Genomic DNA, 22,188 nt, shown 5'->3' with positions numbered 1-22,188 from the left:
TCCGACCTCCTAGGTCGTCTCTTTCACGCAGCCGGCCAGTTCGGCCATTGCCGCCTCCCGGCCGATGTCCACCGCCGCCCGCAACACATCCAGGTGTCGCGAGGTGCGGCCGATGTCCGCGCTGCCCAGCGGCGGGCGGATCTGGAGCGTCGCCGGGTGCGAGGCCAGCAGCCGCTCCTCCTCGGCGCGGAGAATATCGTGGCGTATCCAGGAATCGAGCGTTCCCGGGGCGTGCCGGGTGAACCAGCGCGACGCCACCATCCGTTCGAGCCGGGACGGGGCCGACGAGGTCTCGTCGGACCGCATGGTCCGCAGCGCGACGATGTGCGTGGCCCCCTGGGCCAGGGCCGAGCGGATGGGCACCGACTCGCTCAGGCCGGCGTCCACATAGGACCGTCCGTCGATCTCGATCGGCCGGCCGGCCAGCACCGGCATCGCGGTCGAGGCCCGCAGTGCGGTCTGCACGCTGGCCTGGTCGCGCAGGGTGTCGTGCAGGTCGACGGCCTCGCCGGTGCGGGCGTAGGTGGCCATCGGATGGAACTCGACCGGGTTGTCCAGGATCTCCCGGAAACCCATCGGCATCACCGAGGTGTAGACGGTGTTGACGAGGTAGTGCGTGTCCACCACCGGCCGCCCGCGCAGGGCGCGGCCGACGTTGATGGTGGTGCCCATGATCACCGGATCCCACCAGGCGTGCTGGGTGCTCTCGGCCCGCCCACACAGCAGCCAGGCCGCGTTCAGCGAGCCGGCCGAGCTGCCGTAGACCGCGTCGAACGCCGGCAGCAGGCCCAGCCGCTCAATGGCGATCGTCATGCCGCTCGAGTACGCGCCGCGCGAGCTGCCGCCCTCGATCAGCAGCGCCAGCCGCGCGTCGTCGTCCCGCTCGCCGGGCCTGCTGCCCCGTCGCCGGCGGTCCGCGAGCAGCTCAAGAACGGTCTCCATGCCGTCTTTATACACCTAACAACGTTCCGTATCATTGTTCCGTAACGACTGTCACCCTTCGTGGTAGGGTGGCGGGATGCCCCGGGTGAAGCAGCGCACCGACGCCCTCCGCGAGCGCGGGCTGGCCAGCGCCATGGCCGTGCTGGCCGAGGAGGGAGTCGCCGGCCTGACCACGCGGACCGTGGCCCGGCGGGCCAACGCCTCGCTGCCGGCGATCTACGAGGTGTTCGGGGACAAGGCCGGGCTGGTCCGGGAGGTCTTCATCGAGGGCTTCCGCCTGCTGGCCGACGAGCTGGCCACCCTCACCCCGACCGCCGACCCCCTGGCCGACCTGCGCCGCCTGGCCGACGCCTTCCGCCGTTTCCTGCTCGACAATCCGGTGCTGGCCCAGGTCATGTTCTCCCGGCCGTTCGCCGACTTCGACCCCACCACCGAGGAGGTCCGGGCCGGCGTCAAGGTGCGCAAGATCTTCGTCCAGCACGTCCGCGCCGCCGTCGACGCCGGCCTGCTTGCCGGCGATCCCACCGACATTTCCCTGCTGTTCTTCGTTTTTGTCGAAGGCCTGGCCGGCGCCGAGGGCGCCCAACGCCTCGGCGGCTCACGCCAGTCGGTGGACCGCCGCTGGCGGCTGGGCCTGGACGCCTTCCTCGCTGGCTTCAGTGCGGCGGCTCAGCGGCGACGCGCGTAGCGGGACGGGCTCACGCCCAGCATCCGCTTGAAGTGCCGGGTCAGATGCGACTGGTCGTAGAAGCCGACCTCGACGGCGACCGTGCCGGCCGGCAGGCCGGACAACAGCAAGTGCCGCGCCAGTTCCACGCGGCGGCCGGTCAGGTAGAGGTTTGCTCGGCCCGGTGCTGACGACCATCGCCCTGCTGGCCGCCGGCCGGGAATCCGCTTCCCTGTCAGGGGTTTTCGGCCTGGTGCTGGGCGTCGCCAGAGCGCTGCTGGCCGTGGTCCACCGGCCTCGCGGGCTCGCGGAATGACCACAAGTGCAACCTTGCTTGCCACGGGTCGCCGGTGTCCAGGAGGCTGGGCGCATGACACGCACGCCCGACGAGCTGGTCGCCGAGTTCTGCGCGCTGTGGGCCTCCCCCGACCCCGAGAAGCTGGCCGAGTTCTTCGCCGAAGACGCCGTCTACCACAACATTCCGCTGTCGCCGGTGCACGGCCGGGCCGCGATCGAGGAGTTCATCGCCGGCTTCACCGCCGGGTACGACGGCATCGACTTCGCCGTGCACCACCAGGTGAGCTACGGGAATGTGGTCATGAACGAGCGCACCGACACGCTGCGCCGCAAGGACGGCGTGGCGGTGGACCTGCCGGTGGCCGGCGTCTTCGAGATCGTGGACGACCGGATCGTGGCCTGGCGGGACTACTTCGACCTGGCCACGTTCACGAAGGCGATGGGCTGATGATCAACCGACGAGACATGCTCAAGGCCGCGGTCGTGGGGGCCGCCGCCACAGTGGCCGTGCCGGCGGTGGCGTCCGCCGCGCCGCGCCGGCTCCAGCCCGGCGAGCGCTACGTCACCGTGCCCGGCGGCCGGGTGTGGGTGAACGTCGTGGGCAGCGGGCCGAAACCGCCGCTGCTGGTGCTGCACGGCGGGCCGGGCGCGGGGCACGACTACCTGGAGCCGCTGGGCGAACTCGGCGTCGACCGGCCCGTCGTGTTCTACGACCAGCTCGGCTGCGGCAAGTCCGACAAGCCCGACAACCCCGCACTGTGGACGGCCACGCGGTTCGCGGCCGAGGTCGACGCCGTCCGCTGTGCCCTCCACCTCGACCACATGCACCTGTACGGCCATTCGTGGGGCACCTGGCTGTCCATCGAGTACCTGCTGACCCGCGCGCCGCGCGGCATCGGCGCCGTCGTGCTGGCCAGCGCCTCCGCCAGCGCCCAGCAGTTCGTCGACGGCACAAGGTATCTACGCACGCTGCTGCCCGAGGACGTGCAGAAGACCCTCGACTACTACGAGGCCAAGGGCGACTTCACCGCACCCGAATACCTCGACGCCGTCAACGTCTTCTACGCCAACTTCTTCTGCCGCCTCGACCCGTATCCCGATCCCCTGCTGCGCAGCGCCGCCAACATCGACGGCAACCAGGTGTACGCGGTCATGAACGGGCCCAACGAGTTCTCCGTCACCGGCAACCTGCGCGACTGGGACCGCAGCGCCGAGGTGGGCCGGATCAGGAACCCGGTGCTGCTCACTCGGGGCCGCTACGACGAGTTCGCCGAGCCGTGCACCGACACCCTGGAGAAGCTGCTCCCCCACACCGAACGCGTGGAGTTCGCCGCCAGCGCCCACATGGCCATGCTGGAGGAGACCCCGGCCTACAACCGCACCCTGTCCACCTTCCTGGCGAGATGGGACCGGCTCGTTGGCTGACCTCGACCTCGTCGGCTCGTGGCGGCTGGTCTCCTACCTGGTCACCAACGACGTCGAGTTCACCACCCGCCTCCGCTGGTCCCGAACCTGACCGACCCCGCGGCCTGGCGCCAACCAACCCGCCCCCACCGCGTGTCACCGACGGGGGCGGGTCTTCGGGGCCCGGCTACTTCTGCTCGCCCCAGTTCCGCAGGCCTTCCTTGGCCTTGTCCACACCCTGCTGGATATGGTCCGAGTGCTTGTTGCCCGTCTTCTCGTCGATGGTCTGCCCGGCGCGGTCCACCGCGTCGTCGACCTTGTCGCCGTGCTGGCCGACCATCTCCCTGGCCTTGTCCTTGAGCTCGTTCAGCTTGTCCGAGAGAGCCATCTCGCCTCCAGGTTGTGACCGTCCTACCGGCGTAGGGTTGCCGCCGTTCGGCCTAGTCAAACCGGCTCATCGAAGTTAGGCGGCGAAGAACCCGAACAGCATCCTGCCGGTGCCGGAAGGGTCGTAGATGCCGGCGATCGGCCCGGCGAGCATCTCCAGCAGGATGCCGTGGCCGGTGAGGTGATCCGCCAGCGCGGTGAGCTCGGCGGAGTCGCGGCCGATGCGTTTCATATCGTAGACGGCGAGGATGACCCGGCAGTGCGGGGCGTGCGCCTTGATCTGCCGAGCCGCCTCAAGAGCGGCCTCGAACTTCGGGCGGACCCGGATCCGGGTGGAGATCTTCTCGGAGAAGATCTTGTCGCGCGGGATGCCGTGCGCGGCCAGCGCGTCGAGCTGGGACTGGAGTTCCTGGGTCACGTGCGAGCAGCGGGCGTAGCCCATCCGGATGTCCGCGCTCGGGGCGTCAGCGGGGATCGGCGCCGGCGGCGGAGTGCCCGGCCACCACGCCTGGCCCGGCCCACGGTCAGCGGGAGTCGGGACGCGCAGTTCCTTCGCCAGCCGCGGCACCTTGGTGAACCGGTCGGCGCGGTACGTCCCGGCGACCGCGCCCGAGCGGGACCTGCAAAGCGAGCCCGACTCGGCGAGACAACGCGGGCACGGGTTGCTCTCGCTCGGAGTGGATCACCAAGGAGCGGTCGGCGGAGCCGTGAGCGACGCCACAATCTACGCACCGATGATAAAAATCGACACTGTGTATAGTTGAACGTGAGGGAGCACCCAGCCCCTCGCGGGGTTTCCTCTGGAGGAGCAAATGCACAAGCAGAACTGGCTCATCACCGGTGTCAGCACGGGCCTCGGCCGTGCCTTCGCCCAGGCTGCCCTTGCCGCAGGGCACACCGTCGTGGGAACGGTCCGTTCCGAGAAGGACCAGCGGGTCTTCGAAGGGCTGAAACCCGGGCACGCGCACGGCCGCATCCTGGATGTGACTGACAGCGACGCCGTGGCGGGTGCGGTCGTGGAGGTAGAGCAGAGCGTCGGTCCTCTGGATGTCGTCGTCGCCAATGCCGGCTACGGCCTGGAGGGCACCTTCGAGGAAACCCCGCTGGCCGAGGTGCGACGGCAGTTCGAGGTCAACGTGTTCGGGGCAGTGGCCACCCTGCAGGCAGCACTGCCCCACATGCGCCGGCGCCGCCGCGGGCACCTGATGGCCGTCACTTCCATGGGCGGGCTCATGGCCGTGCCCGGCATGTCCGCCTACTGCGGCAGCAAGTTCGCCCTGGAAGGCATCCTGGAAGCACTGGGCAAGGAGGTCGCGCAGTTTGGAATCCACGTGACGGCGATCGAGCCAGGCTCCTTCCGCACCGACTGGGCCGGACGGTCCATGACGCGCGCCGCGCAGTCCATCGATGACTACGCGAAGCTGTTCGCCCCCATCCGTGAAGCGCGGCAGAAGGCCAGCGGGAATCAGCTGGGTAATCCGGCCAAGGCTGGCGACGCCGTCGTGCACATCGCGTCGGTCGACCAGCCGCCGGCCCACCTCGTTCTTGGCTCGGATGCGCTGCGACTGGTCACTGCCGCGCGCACGGCTGTGGACGAAAACATCCGCGCATGGGAGCCCCTCTCCCGCACGACCGACTTCGCCGAGGGCGCTCAGCTCTGATGCCCAGCCACCACTCCGCGCGGAGCAGGCGCGCCACCGAACGCAAAGGCGATGTCCGGGAGCGGGCCATTCTGGACACCTGCGCAGCTCTACTGGCGGAAAAAGGCTACGACGCCATGACTGTCGGCGACATAGCTCAAGGCGCCGGCATCACGCGCGGCGCCCTGTATTTCTACTTCGGCTCCAAGCAAGAAGTGGTGACGGCCCTCGTGGCCCGGACAGTTGAGCATCTGTGGGAGCGATCCCGGGCCACCGCAGAGGCCGACGAGCCGCGCCAAGCCATCACAGCGGCCATGCGGCGCACGGTTGAACTGTGGAATGAGCACGGCCTGGTCATGCGCACAGCGATAGACCTGTCGTTGACCGTGCCGGAGATCGGCGAGCTGTGGAGCCGCACGGCTGACTTGTTCATTACAGCCATCGCCGCTGTCCTGGAACGAGCCGGCGTTCAAGCCGGCGCCGAACCAGAGCAAGCGTCAGCGATGGCACGCGCCCTGTGCTGGATGATCGAGCGGACCTTCTACCACGCCTCGCAGGAATCCCGCGAGAAGTTGCACAAGGCATCTTCGACCTGCGAACACATCTGGCTGACCTGCGCCGGTCTCAATACCTGAGAAGAGGAGCAGTCGATAAAGCGGAGCCGTAGATGCCTGGCCGCGTCACGCCCATATCCTCTATTGACCGTCTCGGCGATGCGCAACGTTACCGGTTGATTACCGTAACGTGCTGCTCGCCTTGCGCTAACTGGACACCGACCCGTCTCCTCCGCATGCGCGCGAAGAAAGGAATACTCATGACTTCACCGGATGATTCCGCAAAATTTCTGGGCATGTGGGCCACAAAAGACGGCCATGTACGCCAGCAACTACTACCTGGCGGCCGCTATGTCGAAGCCCGCAGAGAAAAAGAATCCGCACATACTGGCGCATACCAGATTAACGGCACTCATATCGAATATCAGGATGACTCCGGATTTTCTGTCGACGGTAATTTTGTAGACGGAGTGCTGCACCACGTCGGCATGCTACTATATCGCAAAGATAAATTAAATGGAGAGCAATAGTTATTTGCTTCTCACTCTAGAACCAAGCAATCGTCACCAATGCCAACATTGATTATTTTGCTCACAAACCCACAATGTGGGTCAAAAAGCCTCACATCAGCGACCCGGTCAACAGCTACCGACTTGCTCGAAACCAGAATCCTCGCCCCGGTATCACATTTTTGCACTGTTTAAATATGGAATAATTAACCGAGAAATTAAGGGAATACGATGTCTTACTCTGAAATCGAAAAAGCCAACCTCGAGGCCGTGAGCGATGCGCTGGACGCAGCAGTAGAAGACTTCGGTAAGTTTGGCGAGGCCGTCTTTGATGACGCCGTGGAGTGGACCATCACCGGCTATGGGCTCGTTGCCCGCACCTTCCACGGCATGAAGGATCTGATCGACAATGCCGAGCAGGCCCTGTTCGACCGGTGGGACGGAAAGGCGGCGGTGACCAAGAAGGGCGTGTGGGCCGACGGCGACAAGGTATTCGCCCACCTCACCTCGGTCGCGCGCGCGGCCGATGGCTTGCCCTACGCCAATGAGTATCTCTATATCTTGACGATGAGGAACAAGAAAGTCGTCGCCGGAACCGCCTGGCTCGACCTGCACGCCTACTACGAGATCATCGATCGAATCAAGCTGCCGTCGTAGATCGGCCCTCCCCCGCCTGTCGTTGGTGATGCCGGTGTCGATGAACGCGAGGATTTCGGGCCACCATACCGAGACCGTGCTGGCCAACCGCTCCAGCTCCGGCAGGCCAGACGCGCCGCACCGCTTGTAGAACCGCGACAACCGGGTCCAGATCGCGGCCCGGTCGGGATGGGTGCGGGCCAGGGCAAGCAGATCCAGCAGGTCTTCCTTGGCGTTCCACGCGGCCAGGATGGGTTGCCCGATTTCTGCTGGCAGTGCCCGCAGGTCATTGACCATGGGGTCCAGGTGGTGGGCGTGCATCCGGGCGGCGGAGCAGGTCAGCCGATTGCGTAACTCCCACTCCCGGTTGCCCTTGCGGCCACGCCGACCCCGGATCTGGACGGTCATCCGGTCATTCCATGTCCACTGAGGACGTCCCCGGCGGATCTCGTCGATGCCCAGCACCGTCACCGGTGTGGGTTGGTCCGGCAGCACCGTGGTGGCGTGTGCGGTGAACGCGGCCGACACGATCGGCCAGGACAGGCCGTGGTCCCGCGCGGATTGCACGATCGTGCGCCCGCCGTCGGCGACCGCAGCCCCGGCCGCCTGCCGCAGCCGGTCGGTCAGCCGTGCCCGCGCGGGGACCTCATCCACTGCTTCGGTGAAGGTCTTTCTGGCGCATCCGGGCTGGTCACAGTGCCACCGGCGCTTGCACCATCGCAGATCGACCCGCCGGCCGGCGGCAGGCAGATCCCGGGGGCTGGTCGTGACCCACTCCTTCATCCGGGTGGCCCGTGCCGCGCATCCCGGGCAGGTGCGGGCCTGCTCGTCCGTGGTGATCAAGTGCACCACCGGGCCGTCGTGTGGTGCGTCGTCGACCCGAACGACGGCCAGGCCGGTCAGGCCCAGCAGCCGGGTCGTATCGTTGAGCATGCCCGTGGCTCTTCTGTTGTGATCATCTTGCTTCGACAACAAGAATGATCATCGAGTGAGCCACGGGCCCTCACACTGGGCCAGACATTCGGCCGGACTGTGGACAGCCACTCCAGGCGTCAGTCCCCGATCAAGTTCGAAGAGCCGTCAAACCTTGCGCAGGGTGACGTCCATCGACCGGCTCCAGGTCACCCCGTCCGGGCTCGCCTCGTGCCGACCGATCTGGGTCGTGCCGCCGTCGGCCAGCGTCACCGTGCAGCGGGTCCGCTCCCTCAGCCACCGCAGCTCGTCGCCCTCGATCTCCAGCCGGGACCGGTGCACGTTGCCGAAGCTGTCGTAGAAGGTCGAGACGTAGCCGTCCCCGTCCACCCCGATCATCTCCACCCCGCCGACGCCCGCCTCCCCGATCCGACCGAACGCCTTGTGCAGCACAAAAAACCCGCCCGGCGCCCACTCGTACACGTCACTGGTCACGATCCTCGCCCCGCCTGCCGTGATCCCCTCGTTGATCCAGTTCCCGATCAGCACCGCCAGCGCCTCGTGCCGCCCGTCCCGCACCGCCGCCACCTGCTCGGTCTCCTGCATCCCCGCCGCCACGCTCACAACCCGCTCCGCCATGACTGCTCCCTCGGTTCCGGTGCCAACACCCCCAGGTCGGAGCCACCTCGCCCGTCTCGACACGGACCGCGGATTGTTTTCGCCGGGTCAGTCGGCTTGCTGCCGGCGGAACCGCCGGGTCAGCAGTTCCTGGTAGTGCTCGGCCTCCTGCTCGGTGATCGGCACCTCGTCCCGGTCCATCGAGCCCCGGCTGATGCGTTCGAGGATGTCGTTGCGCTCCCACACCAGGCGCGGAGAGAAGAACTCCTCCTCGTGCCGGCCGCGCGCCCGGACGAGGGCGAAGGGGTCGTCGCGGGGCTGGGTGTCGGAGACGATGACGTAGTAGCGCCAGCCGGGCGGCGGTTCGACGGCGGCGGGGGTGTGCTGGAAGCGCTCGGTGTACATCGCCACGTGCCGCTTGGCTTCCTGCTTGGTGATCGGCTCGGCGCGGGCGGGCAGTTGCCCGCCCGCGATGCGCGAGAGCAGGTCAGTGCGCTCCCAGCGAAGGTGGTGGGTGAAGAACTCCTCGCCGGAATCCCATTGGCGCACAACGGCGAACGGGTTGTCCCGGGTGAGTCGGTCGGTGACGACCACGTAGTACCGGTACCTGCGTAGCACCGCTGCTCCTTCGGGAAGACGTCGGCGGCCCGACACTGTGGACAGTGCCGGGCCGCCACGGTCAACGACGGCGGGTCGTCACTCCGACCCCACCACCACCTTGCCGTCCTTCAACGTGATGTCGACGGCGCGGTCCGGGAACCGGACGCTGCCGAAGATCGCGTCGGACTGGGCCTGAGCGTAGTCGATCTCGATCTGCGGGACGTCCGGCACGCGCCGCCAGTTGTACCAGTCGTGCTCGGCTTCCTTGGCCAGCAGGCTGTCCTCGGTGTGCAGCTGGAACTCGAACACCTGCTTGGTCGCGTCGTCGTACACGGTCAGGTTGATGCCCCGGTAGCCCAGGCTGTTCTGGTTGCGGCTCCAGAAGTTCTTCAGCTTGGTCACCTGGAAGCCCTGGGCCTGGAGCCGTTCGACGGCCGCCTTCACGCCGGCGGTGTAGCCGGACTCGGGCAGGACCAGGGTGTAGCGGACGGCGTCGTTGATCTCGCCGGCCGCCTTGGCCAGGTCGCCCCCGGCCGCGGCGACCTCGGTGGCCAGCTTGCGCCGCAACGAGTCCGCGCCCTTGAGTTGGTACTGCAGGCCTTCCAGCCGGCTGCCGTCGACGTCGCGGGCCACCTGCTCGATCTTGGGCTTGATCGTCTCGGCGCTCTTCTCGGCGTGCGCGAGCAGCTCCTTGGACTTCTCGTAGCCGGCGGCGTCGAGCTTGAACTCCTGGCCGTACTCCTTGCCGATCCAGTTCTTGCCGTCCCACTCGCTGGAGGTGGGGAAGGTCGGCGGCTTGGTGCCCTCGGGGGCCGGGTCGAAGCGGAAGGTGGCGCCCTCCAGCTTGGCGACGTCGCCCTCGAAGGTGATGGTGCCGCCCTCGATACGGGCGATGGCGCCTTCCAGCTTGCTCAGGTCGCCGGTGACCTGGACCTCGAACGGCTTGAGCTTGAAGACGTTGCCGTCGAACAGGACGTTCCAGGCCTCGACCTTGGCGATGCCGTTCTCGATCTTGACGGTGAGGCCGACGATGTCGGCCAGCGAGTCGGCGATCTTGCCGGTGGTGCGGTCGATGACCTTGGCCGCGACCTCGGCGATCTTGCCGAGGCCGTTGATCAGGGTGGTCGCGGCCTTGCCGACGACGCTGGTCAGGGCCTCGACGAGCTTGCCGACCGCGCTGCCGCTGCCGCCGAGCGGGATGGTGGCGACCACGGTCAGCACGTCGAAGGTGGTCATGCCCAGGGCCTTGCCCGGGTCGTCGTGCCAGACGTCGAGGTGGATCAGCTTGTACGGGTTGGCGATCAGGTCCTTGATGCCCGCGCCGATCTGGTCGCAGGCCGGCCCGCCGCCGGCGGAGACGCCCTGGACGATGCAGTTGCCGATGCCCTTGAGACCCTCCCAGAAGCCCTTGGCGCTCTCCACGAAGCCGTCGAGGGCCTTCTGCATGAAGTCGCGGATCTTCTGGGTGGCCTCGTTGAACCGCTGGCACGCGGCCTGGTCGCCGGCCACGCACTGGATGTCGTCCTTGACGTAGCCCGCGGCCGCGCCGATGCCCTCCAGGACCTTGCCGGTGAGCTGGCGCTGCAACTCCTGGCACGGCAGCGAGGTCGAGGCCATCAGGCACATGGCCCCGGTGAACAGGCCGCCGAGGAACTCCTTGTTGAGCTGCTGGCGCTTCTGCTCGGCCTGCTCCCTGGCCAGCCGCTCGGCCTCGATGGCCTTGGCCTTCTCGTCCTGGAACTTGTCGAACGCCTGGACGAGCTCGGTGCGGAAGTTGTTGATGGCGTTGGTGGCGTTCTCGGCCCACTGCTTGATGGCCTCGGCCGAGGCGGCCGCCCGGCCCGCGGTGTAGGCGGCGTTGGTGGCCACGCTCGCGGCCCGACCGGCGACCGCGGCGTCGCTGCGCGCAGCGGAGGCGGCATTGGTGGCGTTGGTCGCGGCCACGTGGGCGTTGTGGGCGTAGCCGGCGGCGGCATTGGCCGCGTCGACCGCCCCGACGGCGTACTGCGCCGCCTGCTGAGCCGACTGGGCGGCCCGGGCGGCGGCGTCGTAGGCCGGCTTGACGTCGGCGATGGCGGCGTCGGCGGCCTTCTTGGCCCGGTCGGCGGCCTGGTTGGCCTCGGTGGCCCGGTCCTGGGCCGACTTGGCCAGCTGCTGGCTGAGCTGCAACGCGTCGACGGCGACGGCCATGGCCTGCCGGGCGTCGCCGTTGAGGTTGGCGTACGGCTTGGCGATGATCTCGGCACTGTGCGCCGGGTCGATCACCATCGACGCGGACGCGCTGGCCGCGTTGGCGGCGCGGTCGGCGACCTGGGCCTGGAACACGGCCTGGTTGGCCTCGGTCACCGCGCCCTCGGCCTCGAACCGCGTCTGGTCGGCCGAGCTCTGGGCGCCGGCAGCGACACTGGCCGCCTGCATGGCCAGCTGGTTGGCGTCGTCGGCGGCCCGACGCGCGGTCACCGCTTCCTGGTCGGCCGCTGCGGCTGCTGCCCGGGATCGACGGGCAGCGGCGGACGCCGCGTCGGCCTCGGCCTTGGCGGTCGCGGCGGCGGCCCGGGCCCGCGCCGCCCACGCGGCGGACTCGTTGGCCGCCGACCTCGCGCGAGCGGCGTCGGCGGCGATGTCCTTGGTCGCCGCGTCGGCGTCCTTGCCCTCCTTGATCGCCTGGTCGCGGGCGGCCTTGAGGGCGGCCTCGATCTCCTGGGCGTAGGTCGCCCGGTCGGAGCTGATGCTGGTCGCGGTCTTGAGCTCCGTGGCGGTCCGGCCGGCCGCCTCGATCGCCGTGTCCTCACGGACCTTGTCCCGGATCGCGTCGTTGTTCGCGGAGACGGCGGCGTTGCTCTTGGCCACGGCGTTGCCCGCGGCCCCCTGGGCGTTGACCCGGGCGGCCCGGGCCTTGGCCGCGTGCTGACGGGCCTGCGCGGCCGCGGCTTCGGCGGCGGCCTGCTGCGCCTTGGCCCGGTCCCGAGCGCCGATGGCGATGTCCTGCTGCTGCTTGGCCGCGGTGGCCAGGTCAGCGGCGGTCTGCGCCTGCCTTTCGGCTTCCTCACGCCACTTCTTGGCGTTGGCGGCGTGCTCCTCGGCCTTGTTGTCGGCGTCCAGCGCACGGCTGTCGGCCAGGGTGGCCTCGGCGGCGTGCTGGGCGGTCTCGGTGGCCTTCGACGCCGCCTCGACGGCGGAGCCGATCGCGATGGTGACCTTGGCCCAGTCCAGGCCGTTGGTCATGCCGGTGTGCAGCAGATCCACGGCGGCGTTCTGCACCGCGGCGGTGGTGCCGCGAGCGGACAGCGCCGCGCGAGCGGCGGCCTCGGCCTGCTGGGTGGCCTGCGCCCGCAGCGAATCGATCTCCGCGGTGCGGCCGAGCTGGCCGTGGGCCCGGCCCGGCTTGTCCTCCTGGACGATCTCGTCGGCGCGGTGCGCGAACGAGGCGCCCAGCTTCATCGCGAGCGTGGCGTTGTCCAACGCCTGCACGGCTTCGATGTTGGCGCGCAGGATCTCGGCGCGGGCCTGGGCGGCTGCGCCGGCCCGGCGGGCCAGGTCGATCAAGTCGTTGACGGCCTTGTTCCGGTCGGCCAACGCCTTCTCGATCACGGCCTGGAAGTCGTGGTCCCGCTTGTTCGCGTCGGCGTAGCCGGTCAGGTAGAACGCCCGGATCCGGTCGTAGTCGTTGGTCGACAGCACGGCCGCGCCCTCGACCTGGACCTGCGGGCCGCCGTGGGCGACCATGTCCTTGACCCGGCCGATGACGCGCTCTCGCTCGGCTTGGGCGTCGACCTCGTCCTGCTGGTCCTGCTTCTCGGCGATCTCGTGCCCGTACTGCACGAAGTCGGCGATCTTCTGGTCGTCACCGGAATCCAGGGCCGCCTGCGCGCCGGCGCGGACCTTGGGCCCGCCGGTCTGCGCCCAGCCCTGCACCAGCTCACGGTTGTGCGCGGCCTCGGCCCGCTTGCGCTCGGCCGCCTTGGCCTTCGCCTCCGCCTCACCGTGATCCAGGAAGTAGAGGATCTTGGCCGGGTCGTGCGAGTCCAGCGCTTCCTGCGCGGCCTGCCGAACCTCCGGCTCGCTGGCGTGCGCGGCGATGTCCTCGACCAACTGCCGGTTGAACTCGTCCTCGTCGTCCGGCACGCTCTGCGGCGTCACGGCCGCGGTGTTGGCGACCGGCGCCGGCGGCGCGACGGCGGCCGCGGCCGGGCCGGCGATGCCGCCCATCAGCGCCGCGATCACCGTCAGCAGGACGGCAGCGGAAAATCCGCGCCATCTGGCGCGTTCACGTTGGGTGCTCATGTTGTTACCGGTCCCCCTGGTCCCTCGCCGCGGCGGCGTCGGCACTGGCCCGTGCCTGGTCCGCCATCGCCTTCCACGCGTTGGCCTGCGCCAGCGCCCACGCGGCCTCGTCGGCCCACGACGTCCGGCCGGCGTCGCCCCGCGCCAGCACGTCGGCCCAGTCCTGCTCGCCGGTCGCGGTGCGGGCGTGGTCGGCGACCGCCGCCCACGCGGCCGACTGCCGTGAGGCCTTCTCCCCTTCGGCCGTCCAGTCCACACTGGACTGACCCGCTTGGGCCTGTACCGCCCGCCACGCGGCGATGGCGTCGGCCCGCGCCTTGCGGGCGGCCTCGCCGCTGGCCGCCTTCTCCTGCTGCTCGGCGTATTCGGCCACTTCGATCAACCGCTGGACGTCACTGTGCCACATGGCGTCCTGGTCGGCGGTGTAGCGGCGGAACGCCTCGTCGTCCAGCCGGGCGGCGCTGGCCCAGTAGTACTTGAAGAACAGGCCGATCGCCTCGTCGTCCCCCTGGGACAACGCGCGGTTGGCGGCCGCCCGCACCTGCACGCCGGGGTCGTTGGCGGCCAGATCGGCGACGTAGTCCCGGTCCTCCTTGGCCAGTTTCGCCAACTTCTCCTGGTACTGGTTGTTGGTGTCCTTGTCGGCCTGCTGGGCCTTGGCCAGTCCACTTCGGACGTACTCGTCCTGCTCGTTGTCCGACCCGGACAACGCGCGGGCCGAGGTGATGCGGACCGCGCTGCCGGGCAGCGAGAACTTGTTCGTCCGCTCAATGAATTCCCGATTCCGCCGAGCCCTTTCCGCCGCCCGCTCCTTGGCGGCGGAAAGGCCCGTGGTGAGGAATTCCGTGATCGCTTCGTCGCCGCGACTGCTCAGGATCGCGTTCCAGGCCGAGGTCTGCACGTCCGGTCTGGGATCGTGCTTGGCCAGTCTTTTCACGCGTTCCCGGTTGGCCGCGGCCTGTGCGGCCGGATCTGTAACGCTGACGGCCGTTTCCGCGATTGCGGTCACACTTCCCGTTGCGGCAACGGTTCCCGTGACCAGAGCGGCGACCATCACCGCGCGCACGAGGGCGCGACGTCCCATGTGTTCCCCCCAAAGCAGAACATCAAATTCGCCGGGCGGAGGTGCCCGTCGGGGTTTCCTAGCATGGCTGCCGAGCGCTACGCGAACTATGTCCGAGTGACGTGACTCACGCCACCTTGCGGTTATTGTCCGTATCGTGCGAGGGTGCCTCGGCGAACGGCCATCGGGGGTGGCCCGCCTTTTTGTCGCGTACGCCAACAAAATCATGTGGGGGGACACACTTGTCCAGATCCAGTCTGGCCGGCCGCTGCGCGCGCGGATTCGCCGCGCTCGCCGTCTCGGCCACGCTCGCCGGCGGCCTGATCGCCAGCCCGGTGCTGTCGCTGTCCGCGTCGGCCGCCACCACCGTGGCCCCGGAGTCCAGCGAGGAAGCCAAGATCTCGGCCGGCCGGGAGATCCGGGGCTTCACCGTCACCCCGGACATGCTCGCCCTGAGCGACAAGAACTTCGTGATCACGCTGTGGCAGGCGGCCAAGGACGGCACCCACGTCAAGGCCGACGCCCTCAAGGCCTTCACCGACACCACCGACGAACTGGCCTGCAAGCGCTACATCGAGACCGGCATCCACAGCGCGGCCAACCTGGACGCGATCGAGCTGGGCCAGAAGGCCGTACGTGACCAGCAGCGTTTGGCCGCGGCGGCCGAGATCCTCTGGACCGACGTGCCCCAGTCCATGTTGGACGCCTCGTTGCAGAACTTCGTGTTCGCGCTGTGGCAGCACGCCGCCGACGGCAGCGACGTCAAGAAGGGCGCCGAGGCCGTCCTGAAGTCGACCTCGACCGACGACGACCGCACCAAGTTCATCGTCACCGACATCTTTCTTGCCGCCAACGCCGACCGCCAGCGGGCGATCGAGCAGCACGACAAGGAGGAGCGGGAGCGCCTGGAGCGCGAGGCCAACATCAAGGCCAAGGCCAGCGCCTGGGCCGCCGCCACCCAGTCGACGGCGACCGACGACCTGAAGAACCTGCCCGACCACGAGTTCATCTGGGAGCTCATCAAGCGCGCCACCGGCGCCAAGGTCAAGGCCGCCGCCCAGACCGCGTACGACAACAAGGACGCGGCCGTCTGGCACGACTTCATCTTCACCGGCGTGCACACCGCGCACCAGGCCGACATCGACGAGCAGAACCGCCAGGACGCGATCGAGACCGAGAAGCAGGTCCGGGCCATCCTGGAGAACGCGCAGAAGGACGGCTACCTGCCGAACCTGGCGGCCGCCGCCCGCGCCGCCCTGGCCGGCACCGTGGCCGACCAGCACGCGTTCCTCAACACCGGCCAGCACGAGGCCGCCAAGAAGGACCTGATCAAGCCGGCCAACAACCGCGTGATCGAACTTCAGGGCGTGCACTCCGGCCGCTGCCTCCAGGTCGCCGGCCTGTGGGCCAACCCGGGCGACGACGCCAACAAGGACGGCGCCGCCATGGAGCTGTGGGACTGCCTGCGCGGCGAGAAGCAGGTCTGGTCGCTGGTGGCCAAGGCCGACAACAGCTACGCGATCGTCAACCTTCAGTCCAAGAAGTGCCTGGACGTGCGGGGCGATGTCGTGATCCAGAACTCCTGCAACGACAGCGCCAACCAGCGCTGGCAGTTCATCGAGAACACCGATGGCACCTTCCAGCTGCGCAACGTCGGCACCGGCATGTACGCCACCACCAAGGACGGCGGCACCGGCAACGCGACGCTGATCGTCCAGTACACCAACACGAACTCGATCGACCAGCGCTGGCGCGTCATCGACCCCAGCCACGTCGAGGGCCTAGCCGACCTCACCCCGGGCACCATCGAGATCAAGGGTGTGCAGTCCGGTCGCTGCATCCAGGTCGCCGGCCTGTGGGTGAATCCCGGTGACGACGCCAACAAGGACCTCGCCGGCATGGAGCTGTGGGACTGCCTTCAGGGCGTCAAGCAGGTCTGGACCGTGATCCCGCTCGGCGACCACAAGTACTCGTTCAAGAACCAGCAGTCCGGCAAGTGCCTGGACGTGCGCTACGGCGACGTCGCCAACGGCACCCCGCTGATCCAGTACACCTGCCACGGCGGCCCGACCCAGCAGTTCGTGTTCCCCAAGGGGGACAACGGTTCGCTGGCCATGCAGAGCGTGCTGACCGGCAAGTTCGTGGACGCCTGGAACCAGGGCGTGGCCAACGCCACCGGCTTGGTGCTGTTCCAGGGCAACGGCCAGAACAACCAGCGCTGGACCGTGGTGCAGCTGACCACGGCCTGACCGTCACCGAAACTGCCCCTCGGGTCCCTCGACCCGGGGGGGCAGTTCTCGTGTCGGGCATGCTGGTCACCGTGGACGAACGCATCGAAATCTCCAGAACCATCCCGGCCGAGCCGGCCGCGGTCTTCGCCGTGCTGGCCGATCCCCAGGGGCACGTGGCCATCGACGCCTCCGGCATGCTGATGGACGCCGAGGGCTCGCCGGTCACCGCCGTCGGCGACCGCTTCCTGGTGCACATGGACCGGGAGGGCCTCGGCGACCTGCCGATGGGCCGCTACGACGTGACCGTGGTGATCACCGAGTTCCAGGCCGACCGGGAGATCGCCTGGACCATCGAGGGCCAGATCAAGCCGCCCATCGGCCACGTCTTCGGCTACCGCCTGGAGCCGGCCGCCGACGGCACGGTCGTGACCTCCTACTACGACTGGTCCGGCATCAGCGACGACTGGCGCAAGCTGGGCATCTTCCCGGTGATCGAGGAGAAGTCGCTGCGGGCCACCCTCGGCATCCTGGAGCGCACCGTCCGCCGCGGCTACCCCCGCGGCTGACACCGCCCCCGGCGTCGGTGCCAGCGACAGCGTCGGTGCCAAGATCAAGGGACCGATCCTCTCGCCCAACGCCAGGAAGGGCCCCTTCATGACGTTCAGCGCCTGGACCTGCCGGAACTGTGAGCTCAGCGAATCTCCTGGATGGTCCAGGTGTTGCCGTCGGGGTCGGCGAAGTCGAGGAAGGTGGCGTAGGAGCGGCGTTGCGGGTCGGGGCCGGGGGCGAAGTCGCCCTGCCAGTCGGAGGAGGCCTTGTGGCGCAAGGGAGTCACGGGCACGCCGCGGGCGGAGAGCTCGCGGTGGGCGGCCTCGATGTCCGACACGACAAGGTAGTTGTCACGGGAGGAGCCGGGGTCGGCGTCGGTGAGGCCGACGCCGAACTGGACGGAGGCGGCGGAGCCGGGCGGGGTGAGCTGGACGACGCGGAAGCGGGGGTGGGGCCCGTAGTCGACGTCGAGGGCGAAGCCGACCTGGTCGGTGTAGAAGCGAAGCGCCCGGTCGACGTCGGTGACGGGGAGGGTGAGCACCTCGATGCGGAACTCCATCACTTGCCTCGCTCGATGACGACGGGCACGGTGGTGATCATGGCGGGAGCCTCCTAGACGAGCGGTTCGCCACCGTCGATGGCCAGTGAGACGCCGGTCAGGAAGGTGGTGTCGAGGGCGAACAGGACCACGCCGGCGATGTCGTCGACGGTGCCGACGCGGCGCGCGGGGCTGGTGGCCTCGCGGTTGGCGAACAGGGCGGACTTGGCCTCGTCGCCGAGGGCGTCGTAGGCGCCGGAGTCGATGGTGCCGGGCGAGACGGCGTTGACGCGGATCGGCGCGAGCTCGACGGCCAGCCCCCGCACGACGGCGTCGACGGCGGCGTTGGTGCCGCCGACGGCCAGCATGCTGGGCAGCACCTTGCGGGCCGAAGCGCCGGAGAAGAAGACGAAGGAGCCGTCGGCGGGCATGCGCGGGGCGAAGTGCTTGGCCAGGAAGATCGGGGCGACCGCCTTGACGGCGAACGACGCCAGCACGGCCTCGTGGGTCAAGGTCTGGGCGGTGCCCCGGGCTCGGGCCGAGGCGGTGGAGACGACGTGGTCGACGCTGCCGAGGCGCTCGGCCAGGGCGGCGATGCTGGCCTCGTCGGCCAGGTCGACGTGCTCGGCGGTGATACCGGAATCCGGGTAGGCGGCGGCCAGGGTGTCGCGGTTTCGGCCGGCGACAACGACTTCGGCCCCGGCGGCACGGGCAGCCAGCGCGACGGCGCGGGCGATGCCGCTGCCACGGCCGATGACCAGCACGGTGCGATTCCGCAACGACATGTCAGTTTCCCTTCAGGGCCAGCTCATCGGCGTCGAGACCACGGTCGATGCCGTGCGGCACAACGGCTTGGCCCGGTTCGAGGGCGAGCTTGCGGCCGTCCAGCCAGACGTCGACGTGATCCGGCTCGAACGATATCCAGCCGGACACGGCCTCGACCTCCGGCCACGCCTCGGGATAGCCCCATGCCGCCCTTTTGTGCGACCCGATGTCGTAATAGCTGGCCAATCCCTTGTACGGGCAGAAGGTCTGCCCCTCGACCGGAGTCAGCGCGTCGAGGTCGATGTCCTCACGCGGCACGTACCAGCGGGGAGCGAAGCCCGACTCGTACAGGGCCAGCGGGCGCCGGGTGTCGGCGACGACGCGATCGCCGTCCTTGACGACGAGGTGCCGCGAGGTCTTGCGGATGTCGACCCGGTGGTACATGTCGGCGGCGTGGCCGACGATGCGCTCGTCCTCCTCGTAGAACGCGTCCATGGCCCGCCAGGCGAAGGCGACCCGGTCGCGCAGGACCGCGGCGTGGGCCGGCAGCTCGCTGAACTGCCAGGCGGCGTGGGCCACGCCGTTCACGCTGAACCACGCGGTGGCCCCGAGATCCTTGTGTTTGGTGGCACGGGTTTCCGTCGCCAGAACGCCCTCGGCCACGTCGGCCAGCGGGAAGTACGCGACCGGATAACGCCCGGGCTCGTGCAGCAGGATCACGTCCTCGCTGTCGGCGATCCACTCGCCACCCAGCCGCACCCGCATCCGCCGGCGCAGCGGCTCGGCGAACAGAAGGCGCTCCGGCATCGGCTGTTCGGTCAAGAAGTGCCCGACCGCCGTGGCCGCCAGGGGTCCTTGCTGCCATGCCAGTCCCATGACCTCGCCCCTCTCTAACCGTTTAAAATGTATTGACTGGTTAGACTGAAGCATGGTGTGCTGTAACCTGTCAAGCATGGGTTTGGAGGTTAGAGTGAGCGAGACCGACGAGACGCTGCTGCTGGACCTGCTCAACACCACCCCCGTGGTCGACGGCACGCAGCGGGACACCCTGGACCGCGAGTGGCTGGTCGCGCACGGTCAGGACGCCTCCGACGACGAGTGGCAGGCCGCCGTGGACGCTCGCGACGTGCTCCAGGACGTGGTCCGCGGCCACGCCACCGCCGCCGAACTGGCCCCCTTCGTGACCGGTGTCGGCTACCGGGCGTCCCTGGCCGGTGACGGCCTGGTCTGGACTCCCGACCTGCCGGCCGGCCGGACCACCGCCGCGCGGGCGGTGCTGGCCTGGGACGCCCTGCGCACCGGCAGCCCGGGCCGGCTGCGGCCGTGCGCCAACCCGGAGTGCCGCCTGTTCCTGATCGACCGCAGCAAGCCGAACAGCGCCCGGTGGTGCTCGATGGCCCTGTGCGGCAACCGAATGAAGGCCCGCCGGCACTACCAGCGCAGCCGTCAGGGCTGAGGGAGGTGATCACCGTGGCGCGACTGCTGTCACTGAACGTGGGCATGCCCAAGGACGTGCCCTGGCAGGGCCGGACCGTGCACACCGGCATCTTCAAGCACCCGGTCGAGGGCGCGCGCATGGCCCGGCGGCTCAATGTCGACGGGGACGGGCAGGGCGACATCGGCGGCCACGGCGGCGAGCAGCGGGCCGTCATGGTCTACCAGCGGCAGTCCTACGACTACTGGCGGCAGGAGCTGGGCCGGGACGACCTGGAGTACGGCAACTTCGGCGAGAACTTCACCGTCGACGGGCTGCTCGACGACGAGGTGCACATCGGCGACCGCTACCGCATCGGGGACGCGGAGTTCGAGGTCAGCCAGCCGCGGGTGACGTGCTTCCGGGTCGCCCTGCGGCTCAACGAGCCGGAGATGCCCGCGCTGCTGGTGGCCCGGCGCCGGCCCGGCTTCTACTTCCGGGTGATCAAGGAGGGCGAGGTGCGGGCCGGCGACGAGATCACGCGCGTCGCCGTCGGGCGGCACGAGATGAACGTCGCCGACATCGACGCCCTGCTGTACCTGCCCGAGCGGGACGTCGTACGGCTGCGCAAGGCCGTCGACATCCCGGCGTTGAGCCCGGGCTGGCGGGCCTCGTTCCAGGACCTGTTGTCCCCCAAGGAAGAGCCGGCGGCCGCGGGCTGGCCGGGGTTCCGGCCGCTACGGGTGACGCGAATCGTGTCGGAGAGCAGCACCATCGCCTCCATCCATCTGTCCACACCGGACGGTTCGACCCTGCCGACGCCGTTGCCCGGGCAGTTCCTGACGCTCAAGGCCGCCGACCAGGTGCGGAGCTACTCGCTGTCCGCGGCGTCCTCCGCCGAATACCGGATCAGCGTCAAGCGTGACGGCGTCGTCAGCACCTTCCTGCACACGCGGCTGAACGTCGGCGACACCTTGGACGCCGCCGCGCCGCGCGGGGATTTCACCTTGCAGGACAACAACTCCCCTGTGGTGCTGCTCTCCGCCGGCGTCGGCGTGACGCCCGTGCTGGCGATGCTGCGCGCCCTGGCCGGCAGCAAGCGCGAGGTCTGGTGGCTGCACACCACCCGATCCGCCGCGGAACACGCCTTCCGCGACGAGGCGCACGATCTGTTGGCCGGGCTGGAGTCGCATGAACACATCTACCACACGTTCGAGGGCAATCGCCTCAACGGTGCGGCCTTGGCTCAGCTTTCCTTGCCAGCCAACGCTTCCGCCTACATGTGTGGGCCGTCGGGCTTCATGGACGACATGACCGCCGCCCTGCGCGGCCTCGGCATCACCGACGTCCACTCCGAACTGTTCGGGGCCCTGCCGGCGATCAACCCCGGCATCGTCGGTGAAACGCCGACCACCCCGCACCAGCCGCTCGGCCCGGTAGGCCCAGGGCCGCGGATCACCTTCGCCCGCAGCGGGCTCACCGTCCCGTGGCGCTCGGACTTCGACAACCTCCTCGAGCTGGCCGAGGCCTGCGACGTGCCCACCCGCTGGGCCTGCCGCACCGGGGTCTGCCACACCTGCGTGACGCCCCTGCTGTCCGGTGAGATCCGGTATCAGCCCGATCCCCTGGAGCTCCCGGCCGCCGGCTCGGCCCTGGTGTGCTGCGCCCGCCCGACCGAGGACGTGGTGCTGGACCTATGAGGTGAGCTTGACACTCGGGAGGTCCTTGAGCGACAGCTGGGCCTCGTAGGTGCGGCGGTCGTAGCCGGTGTGGCTGATGCGCCAGCCGTCGGCCTCGCGGCGGTAGCGGTCTTCGTAGAACGCGTGTCCGATGATCACGACGTCGTACCTGGGGATGATCACGGTGTCCTGGAAGGCCCAGGTGCCGGTGGCCTGGTCGCCGTCGATGTCGATCTCGGGTTGGGTGCACACGTGGGCGGTGATGACATCGGGCCCGAGACGGCGTCGCATGAAGGCGGTGATCTCGTCGCGGCCGCGCAGCACCACCGGCTCGCCCTCCACCGGCGTGCCATAGGCGGCGGTGGCGTCGACGGTGAAGGTCTGCGAGAACTCGTCCCACCGCTTCTGGTCGACGCAGCGCAGGTAGCGGTACTTCAGCCGGCGGATCTCCTCCAGGGCAACCAGGTCCATGGTCCCCAGCTTGGGCCAAGGACCACGG

Annotated in this window: 24 protein-coding genes; 11 read left to right on the top strand and 13 right to left on the bottom strand. The window is 68.9% G+C overall.

All coding sequences use genetic code 11. The features are described 5' to 3' along the window. Nucleotides 1-9: 9 nt before the first annotated feature. On the bottom strand, nt 10-942 hold the full coding sequence (locus ACIG5F_RS25905; RefSeq protein WP_396521648.1) for a patatin family protein: 933 nt from the start codon (nt 940-942) through the stop codon (nt 10-12). 76 nt (nt 943-1,018) lie between these two features. Here ACIG5F_RS25905 and ACIG5F_RS25900 point away from each other — a divergent pair, with 76 nt between their 5' ends. Next, the gene (locus ACIG5F_RS25900; RefSeq protein ID WP_396521646.1) at nt 1,019-1,630 is read left to right on the top strand and encodes a TetR/AcrR family transcriptional regulator; all 612 of its coding nucleotides are present in this window, start codon (nt 1,019-1,021) and stop codon (nt 1,628-1,630) included. On the opposite strand, the gene ACIG5F_RS25895 is transcribed toward ACIG5F_RS25900, so the two are convergent. Beyond that, nucleotides 1,612-1,758 (bottom strand): helix-turn-helix domain-containing protein, encoded by a 147-nt coding sequence (locus tag ACIG5F_RS25895; protein ID WP_396521644.1) that lies wholly within the window; start codon nt 1,756-1,758, stop codon nt 1,612-1,614. The genes ACIG5F_RS25900 and ACIG5F_RS25895 overlap by 19 nt on opposite strands. A 35-nt stretch (nt 1,759-1,793) precedes the next feature. Between ACIG5F_RS25895 and ACIG5F_RS25890 the strand changes: the two genes are divergently transcribed. Genes ACIG5F_RS25890 through ACIG5F_RS25880 form a run of 3 tightly spaced genes read left to right on the top strand, consistent with a single transcriptional unit; the run spans nt 1,794 to nt 3,331 of the window. Then, entirely contained in the window at nt 1,794-1,925 is a 132-nt protein-coding gene (locus ACIG5F_RS25890) for a hypothetical protein (protein ID WP_396521642.1), read from the top strand. 54 nt (nt 1,926-1,979) lie between these two features. Beyond that, the gene (locus ACIG5F_RS25885) at nt 1,980-2,354 is read left to right on the top strand and encodes a limonene-1,2-epoxide hydrolase family protein (RefSeq protein ID WP_396521640.1); all 375 of its coding nucleotides are present in this window, start codon (nt 1,980-1,982) and stop codon (nt 2,352-2,354) included. Then, complete coding sequence (locus ACIG5F_RS25880; RefSeq protein ID WP_396521638.1) at nt 2,354-3,331, top strand: proline iminopeptidase-family hydrolase; 978 nt, start codon at nt 2,354-2,356, stop codon at nt 3,329-3,331. Before ACIG5F_RS25885 ends, ACIG5F_RS25880 begins: the two co-directional genes overlap by 1 nt. A 166-nt stretch (nt 3,332-3,497) precedes the next feature. Here ACIG5F_RS25880 and ACIG5F_RS25875 read toward each other — a convergent pair whose 3' ends face one another. Together ACIG5F_RS25875 and ACIG5F_RS25870 are read right to left on the bottom strand one after the other, a co-directional pair. After that, complete coding sequence (locus tag ACIG5F_RS25875; RefSeq protein WP_396521636.1) at nt 3,498-3,698, bottom strand: antitoxin; 201 nt, start codon at nt 3,696-3,698, stop codon at nt 3,498-3,500. A gap of 75 nt (nt 3,699-3,773) precedes the next feature. Continuing rightward, nucleotides 3,774-4,265, bottom strand: coding sequence for a recombinase family protein (locus tag ACIG5F_RS25870; protein ID WP_396521634.1), 492 nt, complete (start codon nt 4,263-4,265; stop codon nt 3,774-3,776). Between the two features lie 244 nt (nt 4,266-4,509). Here ACIG5F_RS25870 and ACIG5F_RS25865 point away from each other — a divergent pair, with 244 nt between their 5' ends. The 3 genes from ACIG5F_RS25865 to ACIG5F_RS25855 all read left to right on the top strand — a co-directional run bounded on the left by ACIG5F_RS25865 (nt 4,510) and on the right by ACIG5F_RS25855 (nt 6,421). Continuing rightward, nucleotides 4,510-5,358: an oxidoreductase gene (locus ACIG5F_RS25865; protein ID WP_396521632.1), complete on the top strand. Its 849-nt coding sequence runs from the start codon at nt 4,510-4,512 to the stop codon at nt 5,356-5,358. Next, on the top strand, nt 5,358-5,972 hold the full coding sequence (locus ACIG5F_RS25860; RefSeq protein WP_396521630.1) for a TetR/AcrR family transcriptional regulator: 615 nt from the start codon (nt 5,358-5,360) through the stop codon (nt 5,970-5,972). The genes ACIG5F_RS25865 and ACIG5F_RS25860 overlap by 1 nt, the downstream gene beginning before the upstream one ends. A 179-nt stretch (nt 5,973-6,151) precedes the next feature. Next, on the top strand, nt 6,152-6,421 hold the full coding sequence (locus ACIG5F_RS25855) for an Atu4866 domain-containing protein (protein WP_396521628.1): 270 nt from the start codon (nt 6,152-6,154) through the stop codon (nt 6,419-6,421). 153 nt (nt 6,422-6,574) lie between these two features. Here ACIG5F_RS25855 and ACIG5F_RS25850 read toward each other — a convergent pair whose 3' ends face one another. The 5 genes from ACIG5F_RS25850 to ACIG5F_RS25830 form a co-directional block, all read right to left on the bottom strand. Continuing rightward, entirely contained in the window at nt 6,575-7,969 is a 1,395-nt protein-coding gene (locus ACIG5F_RS25850; protein ID WP_396521626.1) for a transposase family protein, read from the bottom strand. A 147-nt stretch (nt 7,970-8,116) separates the two neighbouring features. After that, a complete protein-coding gene (locus tag ACIG5F_RS25845) occupies nt 8,117-8,587 on the bottom strand; it encodes a hypothetical protein (protein WP_396521624.1) in 471 nt (156 codons plus the stop codon). 87 nt (nt 8,588-8,674) lie between these two features. Next, a complete protein-coding gene (locus tag ACIG5F_RS25840) occupies nt 8,675-9,184 on the bottom strand; it encodes a hypothetical protein (RefSeq protein ID WP_396521622.1) in 510 nt (169 codons plus the stop codon). A 78-nt stretch (nt 9,185-9,262) separates the two neighbouring features. Next, nucleotides 9,263-13,450, bottom strand: coding sequence for a hypothetical protein (locus ACIG5F_RS25835; RefSeq protein WP_396521620.1), 4,188 nt, complete (start codon nt 13,448-13,450; stop codon nt 9,263-9,265). Between the two features lie 4 nt (nt 13,451-13,454). Continuing rightward, nucleotides 13,455-14,387: a hypothetical protein gene (locus tag ACIG5F_RS25830; RefSeq protein WP_396521619.1), complete on the bottom strand. Its 933-nt coding sequence runs from the start codon at nt 14,385-14,387 to the stop codon at nt 13,455-13,457. A gap of 368 nt (nt 14,388-14,755) precedes the next feature. Here ACIG5F_RS25830 and ACIG5F_RS25825 point away from each other — a divergent pair, with 368 nt between their 5' ends. Both ACIG5F_RS25825 and ACIG5F_RS25820 read left to right on the top strand, forming a co-directional pair. After that, nucleotides 14,756-16,762 carry an RICIN domain-containing protein gene (locus ACIG5F_RS25825; protein ID WP_396521617.1) on the top strand — a complete coding sequence of 669 codons (2,007 nt, stop codon included), beginning with the start codon at nt 14,756-14,758 and terminating at the stop codon, nt 16,760-16,762. Nucleotides 16,763-16,821: 59 nt separating this feature from the next. Then, the gene (locus ACIG5F_RS25820; RefSeq protein ID WP_396521615.1) at nt 16,822-17,310 is read left to right on the top strand and encodes an SRPBCC family protein; all 489 of its coding nucleotides are present in this window, start codon (nt 16,822-16,824) and stop codon (nt 17,308-17,310) included. Between the two features lie 125 nt (nt 17,311-17,435). Here ACIG5F_RS25820 and ACIG5F_RS25815 read toward each other — a convergent pair whose 3' ends face one another. From ACIG5F_RS25815 to ACIG5F_RS25805, 3 genes are read right to left on the bottom strand one after another with little or no spacing between them, the layout of a single operon-like run. Then, on the bottom strand, nt 17,436-17,852 hold the full coding sequence (locus ACIG5F_RS25815) for a VOC family protein (protein ID WP_396521613.1): 417 nt from the start codon (nt 17,850-17,852) through the stop codon (nt 17,436-17,438). A gap of 53 nt (nt 17,853-17,905) precedes the next feature. After that, the gene (locus tag ACIG5F_RS25810; protein WP_396521611.1) at nt 17,906-18,616 is read right to left on the bottom strand and encodes an SDR family oxidoreductase; all 711 of its coding nucleotides are present in this window, start codon (nt 18,614-18,616) and stop codon (nt 17,906-17,908) included. Nucleotide 18,617: 1 nt separating this feature from the next. Further along, entirely contained in the window at nt 18,618-19,472 is an 855-nt protein-coding gene (locus tag ACIG5F_RS25805; RefSeq protein ID WP_396521609.1) for a DUF427 domain-containing protein, read from the bottom strand. Nucleotides 19,473-19,566: 94 nt separating this feature from the next. Here ACIG5F_RS25805 and ACIG5F_RS25800 point away from each other — a divergent pair, with 94 nt between their 5' ends. Both ACIG5F_RS25800 and ACIG5F_RS25795 read left to right on the top strand, forming a co-directional pair. Next, the gene (locus ACIG5F_RS25800) at nt 19,567-20,052 is read left to right on the top strand and encodes a CGNR zinc finger domain-containing protein (protein WP_396521607.1); all 486 of its coding nucleotides are present in this window, start codon (nt 19,567-19,569) and stop codon (nt 20,050-20,052) included. A 14-nt stretch (nt 20,053-20,066) separates the two neighbouring features. After that, nucleotides 20,067-21,710 carry an MOSC domain-containing protein gene (locus tag ACIG5F_RS25795; protein ID WP_396521605.1) on the top strand — a complete coding sequence of 548 codons (1,644 nt, stop codon included), beginning with the start codon at nt 20,067-20,069 and terminating at the stop codon, nt 21,708-21,710. Here the strand turns inward: ACIG5F_RS25795 and ACIG5F_RS25790 are convergent. Further along, nucleotides 21,705-22,160, bottom strand: a complete 456-nt coding sequence (locus tag ACIG5F_RS25790) for a nuclear transport factor 2 family protein (RefSeq protein ID WP_396521603.1) — start codon at nt 22,158-22,160, stop codon at nt 21,705-21,707. The two genes, ACIG5F_RS25795 and ACIG5F_RS25790, sit on opposite strands and share 6 nt — an antisense overlap. Between the last annotated feature and the right edge of the window lie 28 nt (nt 22,161-22,188).

Origin of the sequence: Kutzneria sp. NPDC052558 (assembly GCF_044547355.1) — a bacterium.
Classification (GTDB): domain Bacteria; phylum Actinomycetota; class Actinomycetes; order Mycobacteriales; family Pseudonocardiaceae; genus Kutzneria.
This window is presented reverse-complemented; position numbering and strand designations above follow the sequence as displayed.

What these genes read in the sequence shown, in the direction of transcription:
- ACIG5F_RS25905 (WP_396521648.1), bottom strand. Translation starts at nt 942, where the DNA reads ATGGAGACCGTTCTTGAGCTGCTCGCGGACCGCCGGCGACGGGGCAGC.
- ACIG5F_RS25900 (WP_396521646.1), top strand. Translation starts at nt 1,019, where the DNA reads ATGCCCCGGGTGAAGCAGCGCACCGACGCCCTCCGCGAGCGCGGGCTG.
- ACIG5F_RS25885 (WP_396521640.1), top strand. Translation starts at nt 1,980, where the DNA reads ATGACACGCACGCCCGACGAGCTGGTCGCCGAGTTCTGCGCGCTGTGG.
- ACIG5F_RS25880 (WP_396521638.1), top strand. Translation starts at nt 2,354, where the DNA reads ATGATCAACCGACGAGACATGCTCAAGGCCGCGGTCGTGGGGGCCGCC.
- ACIG5F_RS25875 (WP_396521636.1), bottom strand. Translation starts at nt 3,698, where the DNA reads ATGGCTCTCTCGGACAAGCTGAACGAGCTCAAGGACAAGGCCAGGGAG.
- ACIG5F_RS25865 (WP_396521632.1), top strand. Translation starts at nt 4,510, where the DNA reads ATGCACAAGCAGAACTGGCTCATCACCGGTGTCAGCACGGGCCTCGGC.
- ACIG5F_RS25860 (WP_396521630.1), top strand. Translation starts at nt 5,358, where the DNA reads ATGCCCAGCCACCACTCCGCGCGGAGCAGGCGCGCCACCGAACGCAAA.
- ACIG5F_RS25855 (WP_396521628.1), top strand. Translation starts at nt 6,152, where the DNA reads ATGACTTCACCGGATGATTCCGCAAAATTTCTGGGCATGTGGGCCACA.
- ACIG5F_RS25850 (WP_396521626.1), bottom strand. Translation starts at nt 7,969, where the DNA reads ATGCTCAACGATACGACCCGGCTGCTGGGCCTGACCGGCCTGGCCGTC.
- ACIG5F_RS25845 (WP_396521624.1), bottom strand. Translation starts at nt 8,587, where the DNA reads ATGGCGGAGCGGGTTGTGAGCGTGGCGGCGGGGATGCAGGAGACCGAG.
- ACIG5F_RS25835 (WP_396521620.1), bottom strand. Translation starts at nt 13,450, where the DNA reads ATGAGCACCCAACGTGAACGCGCCAGATGGCGCGGATTTTCCGCTGCC.
- ACIG5F_RS25820 (WP_396521615.1), top strand. Translation starts at nt 16,822, where the DNA reads ATGCTGGTCACCGTGGACGAACGCATCGAAATCTCCAGAACCATCCCG.
- ACIG5F_RS25815 (WP_396521613.1), bottom strand. Translation starts at nt 17,852, where the DNA reads ATGGAGTTCCGCATCGAGGTGCTCACCCTCCCCGTCACCGACGTCGAC.
- ACIG5F_RS25810 (WP_396521611.1), bottom strand. Translation starts at nt 18,616, where the DNA reads ATGTCGTTGCGGAATCGCACCGTGCTGGTCATCGGCCGTGGCAGCGGC.
- ACIG5F_RS25805 (WP_396521609.1), bottom strand. Translation starts at nt 19,472, where the DNA reads ATGGGACTGGCATGGCAGCAAGGACCCCTGGCGGCCACGGCGGTCGGG.
- ACIG5F_RS25790 (WP_396521603.1), bottom strand. Translation starts at nt 22,160, where the DNA reads ATGGACCTGGTTGCCCTGGAGGAGATCCGCCGGCTGAAGTACCGCTAC.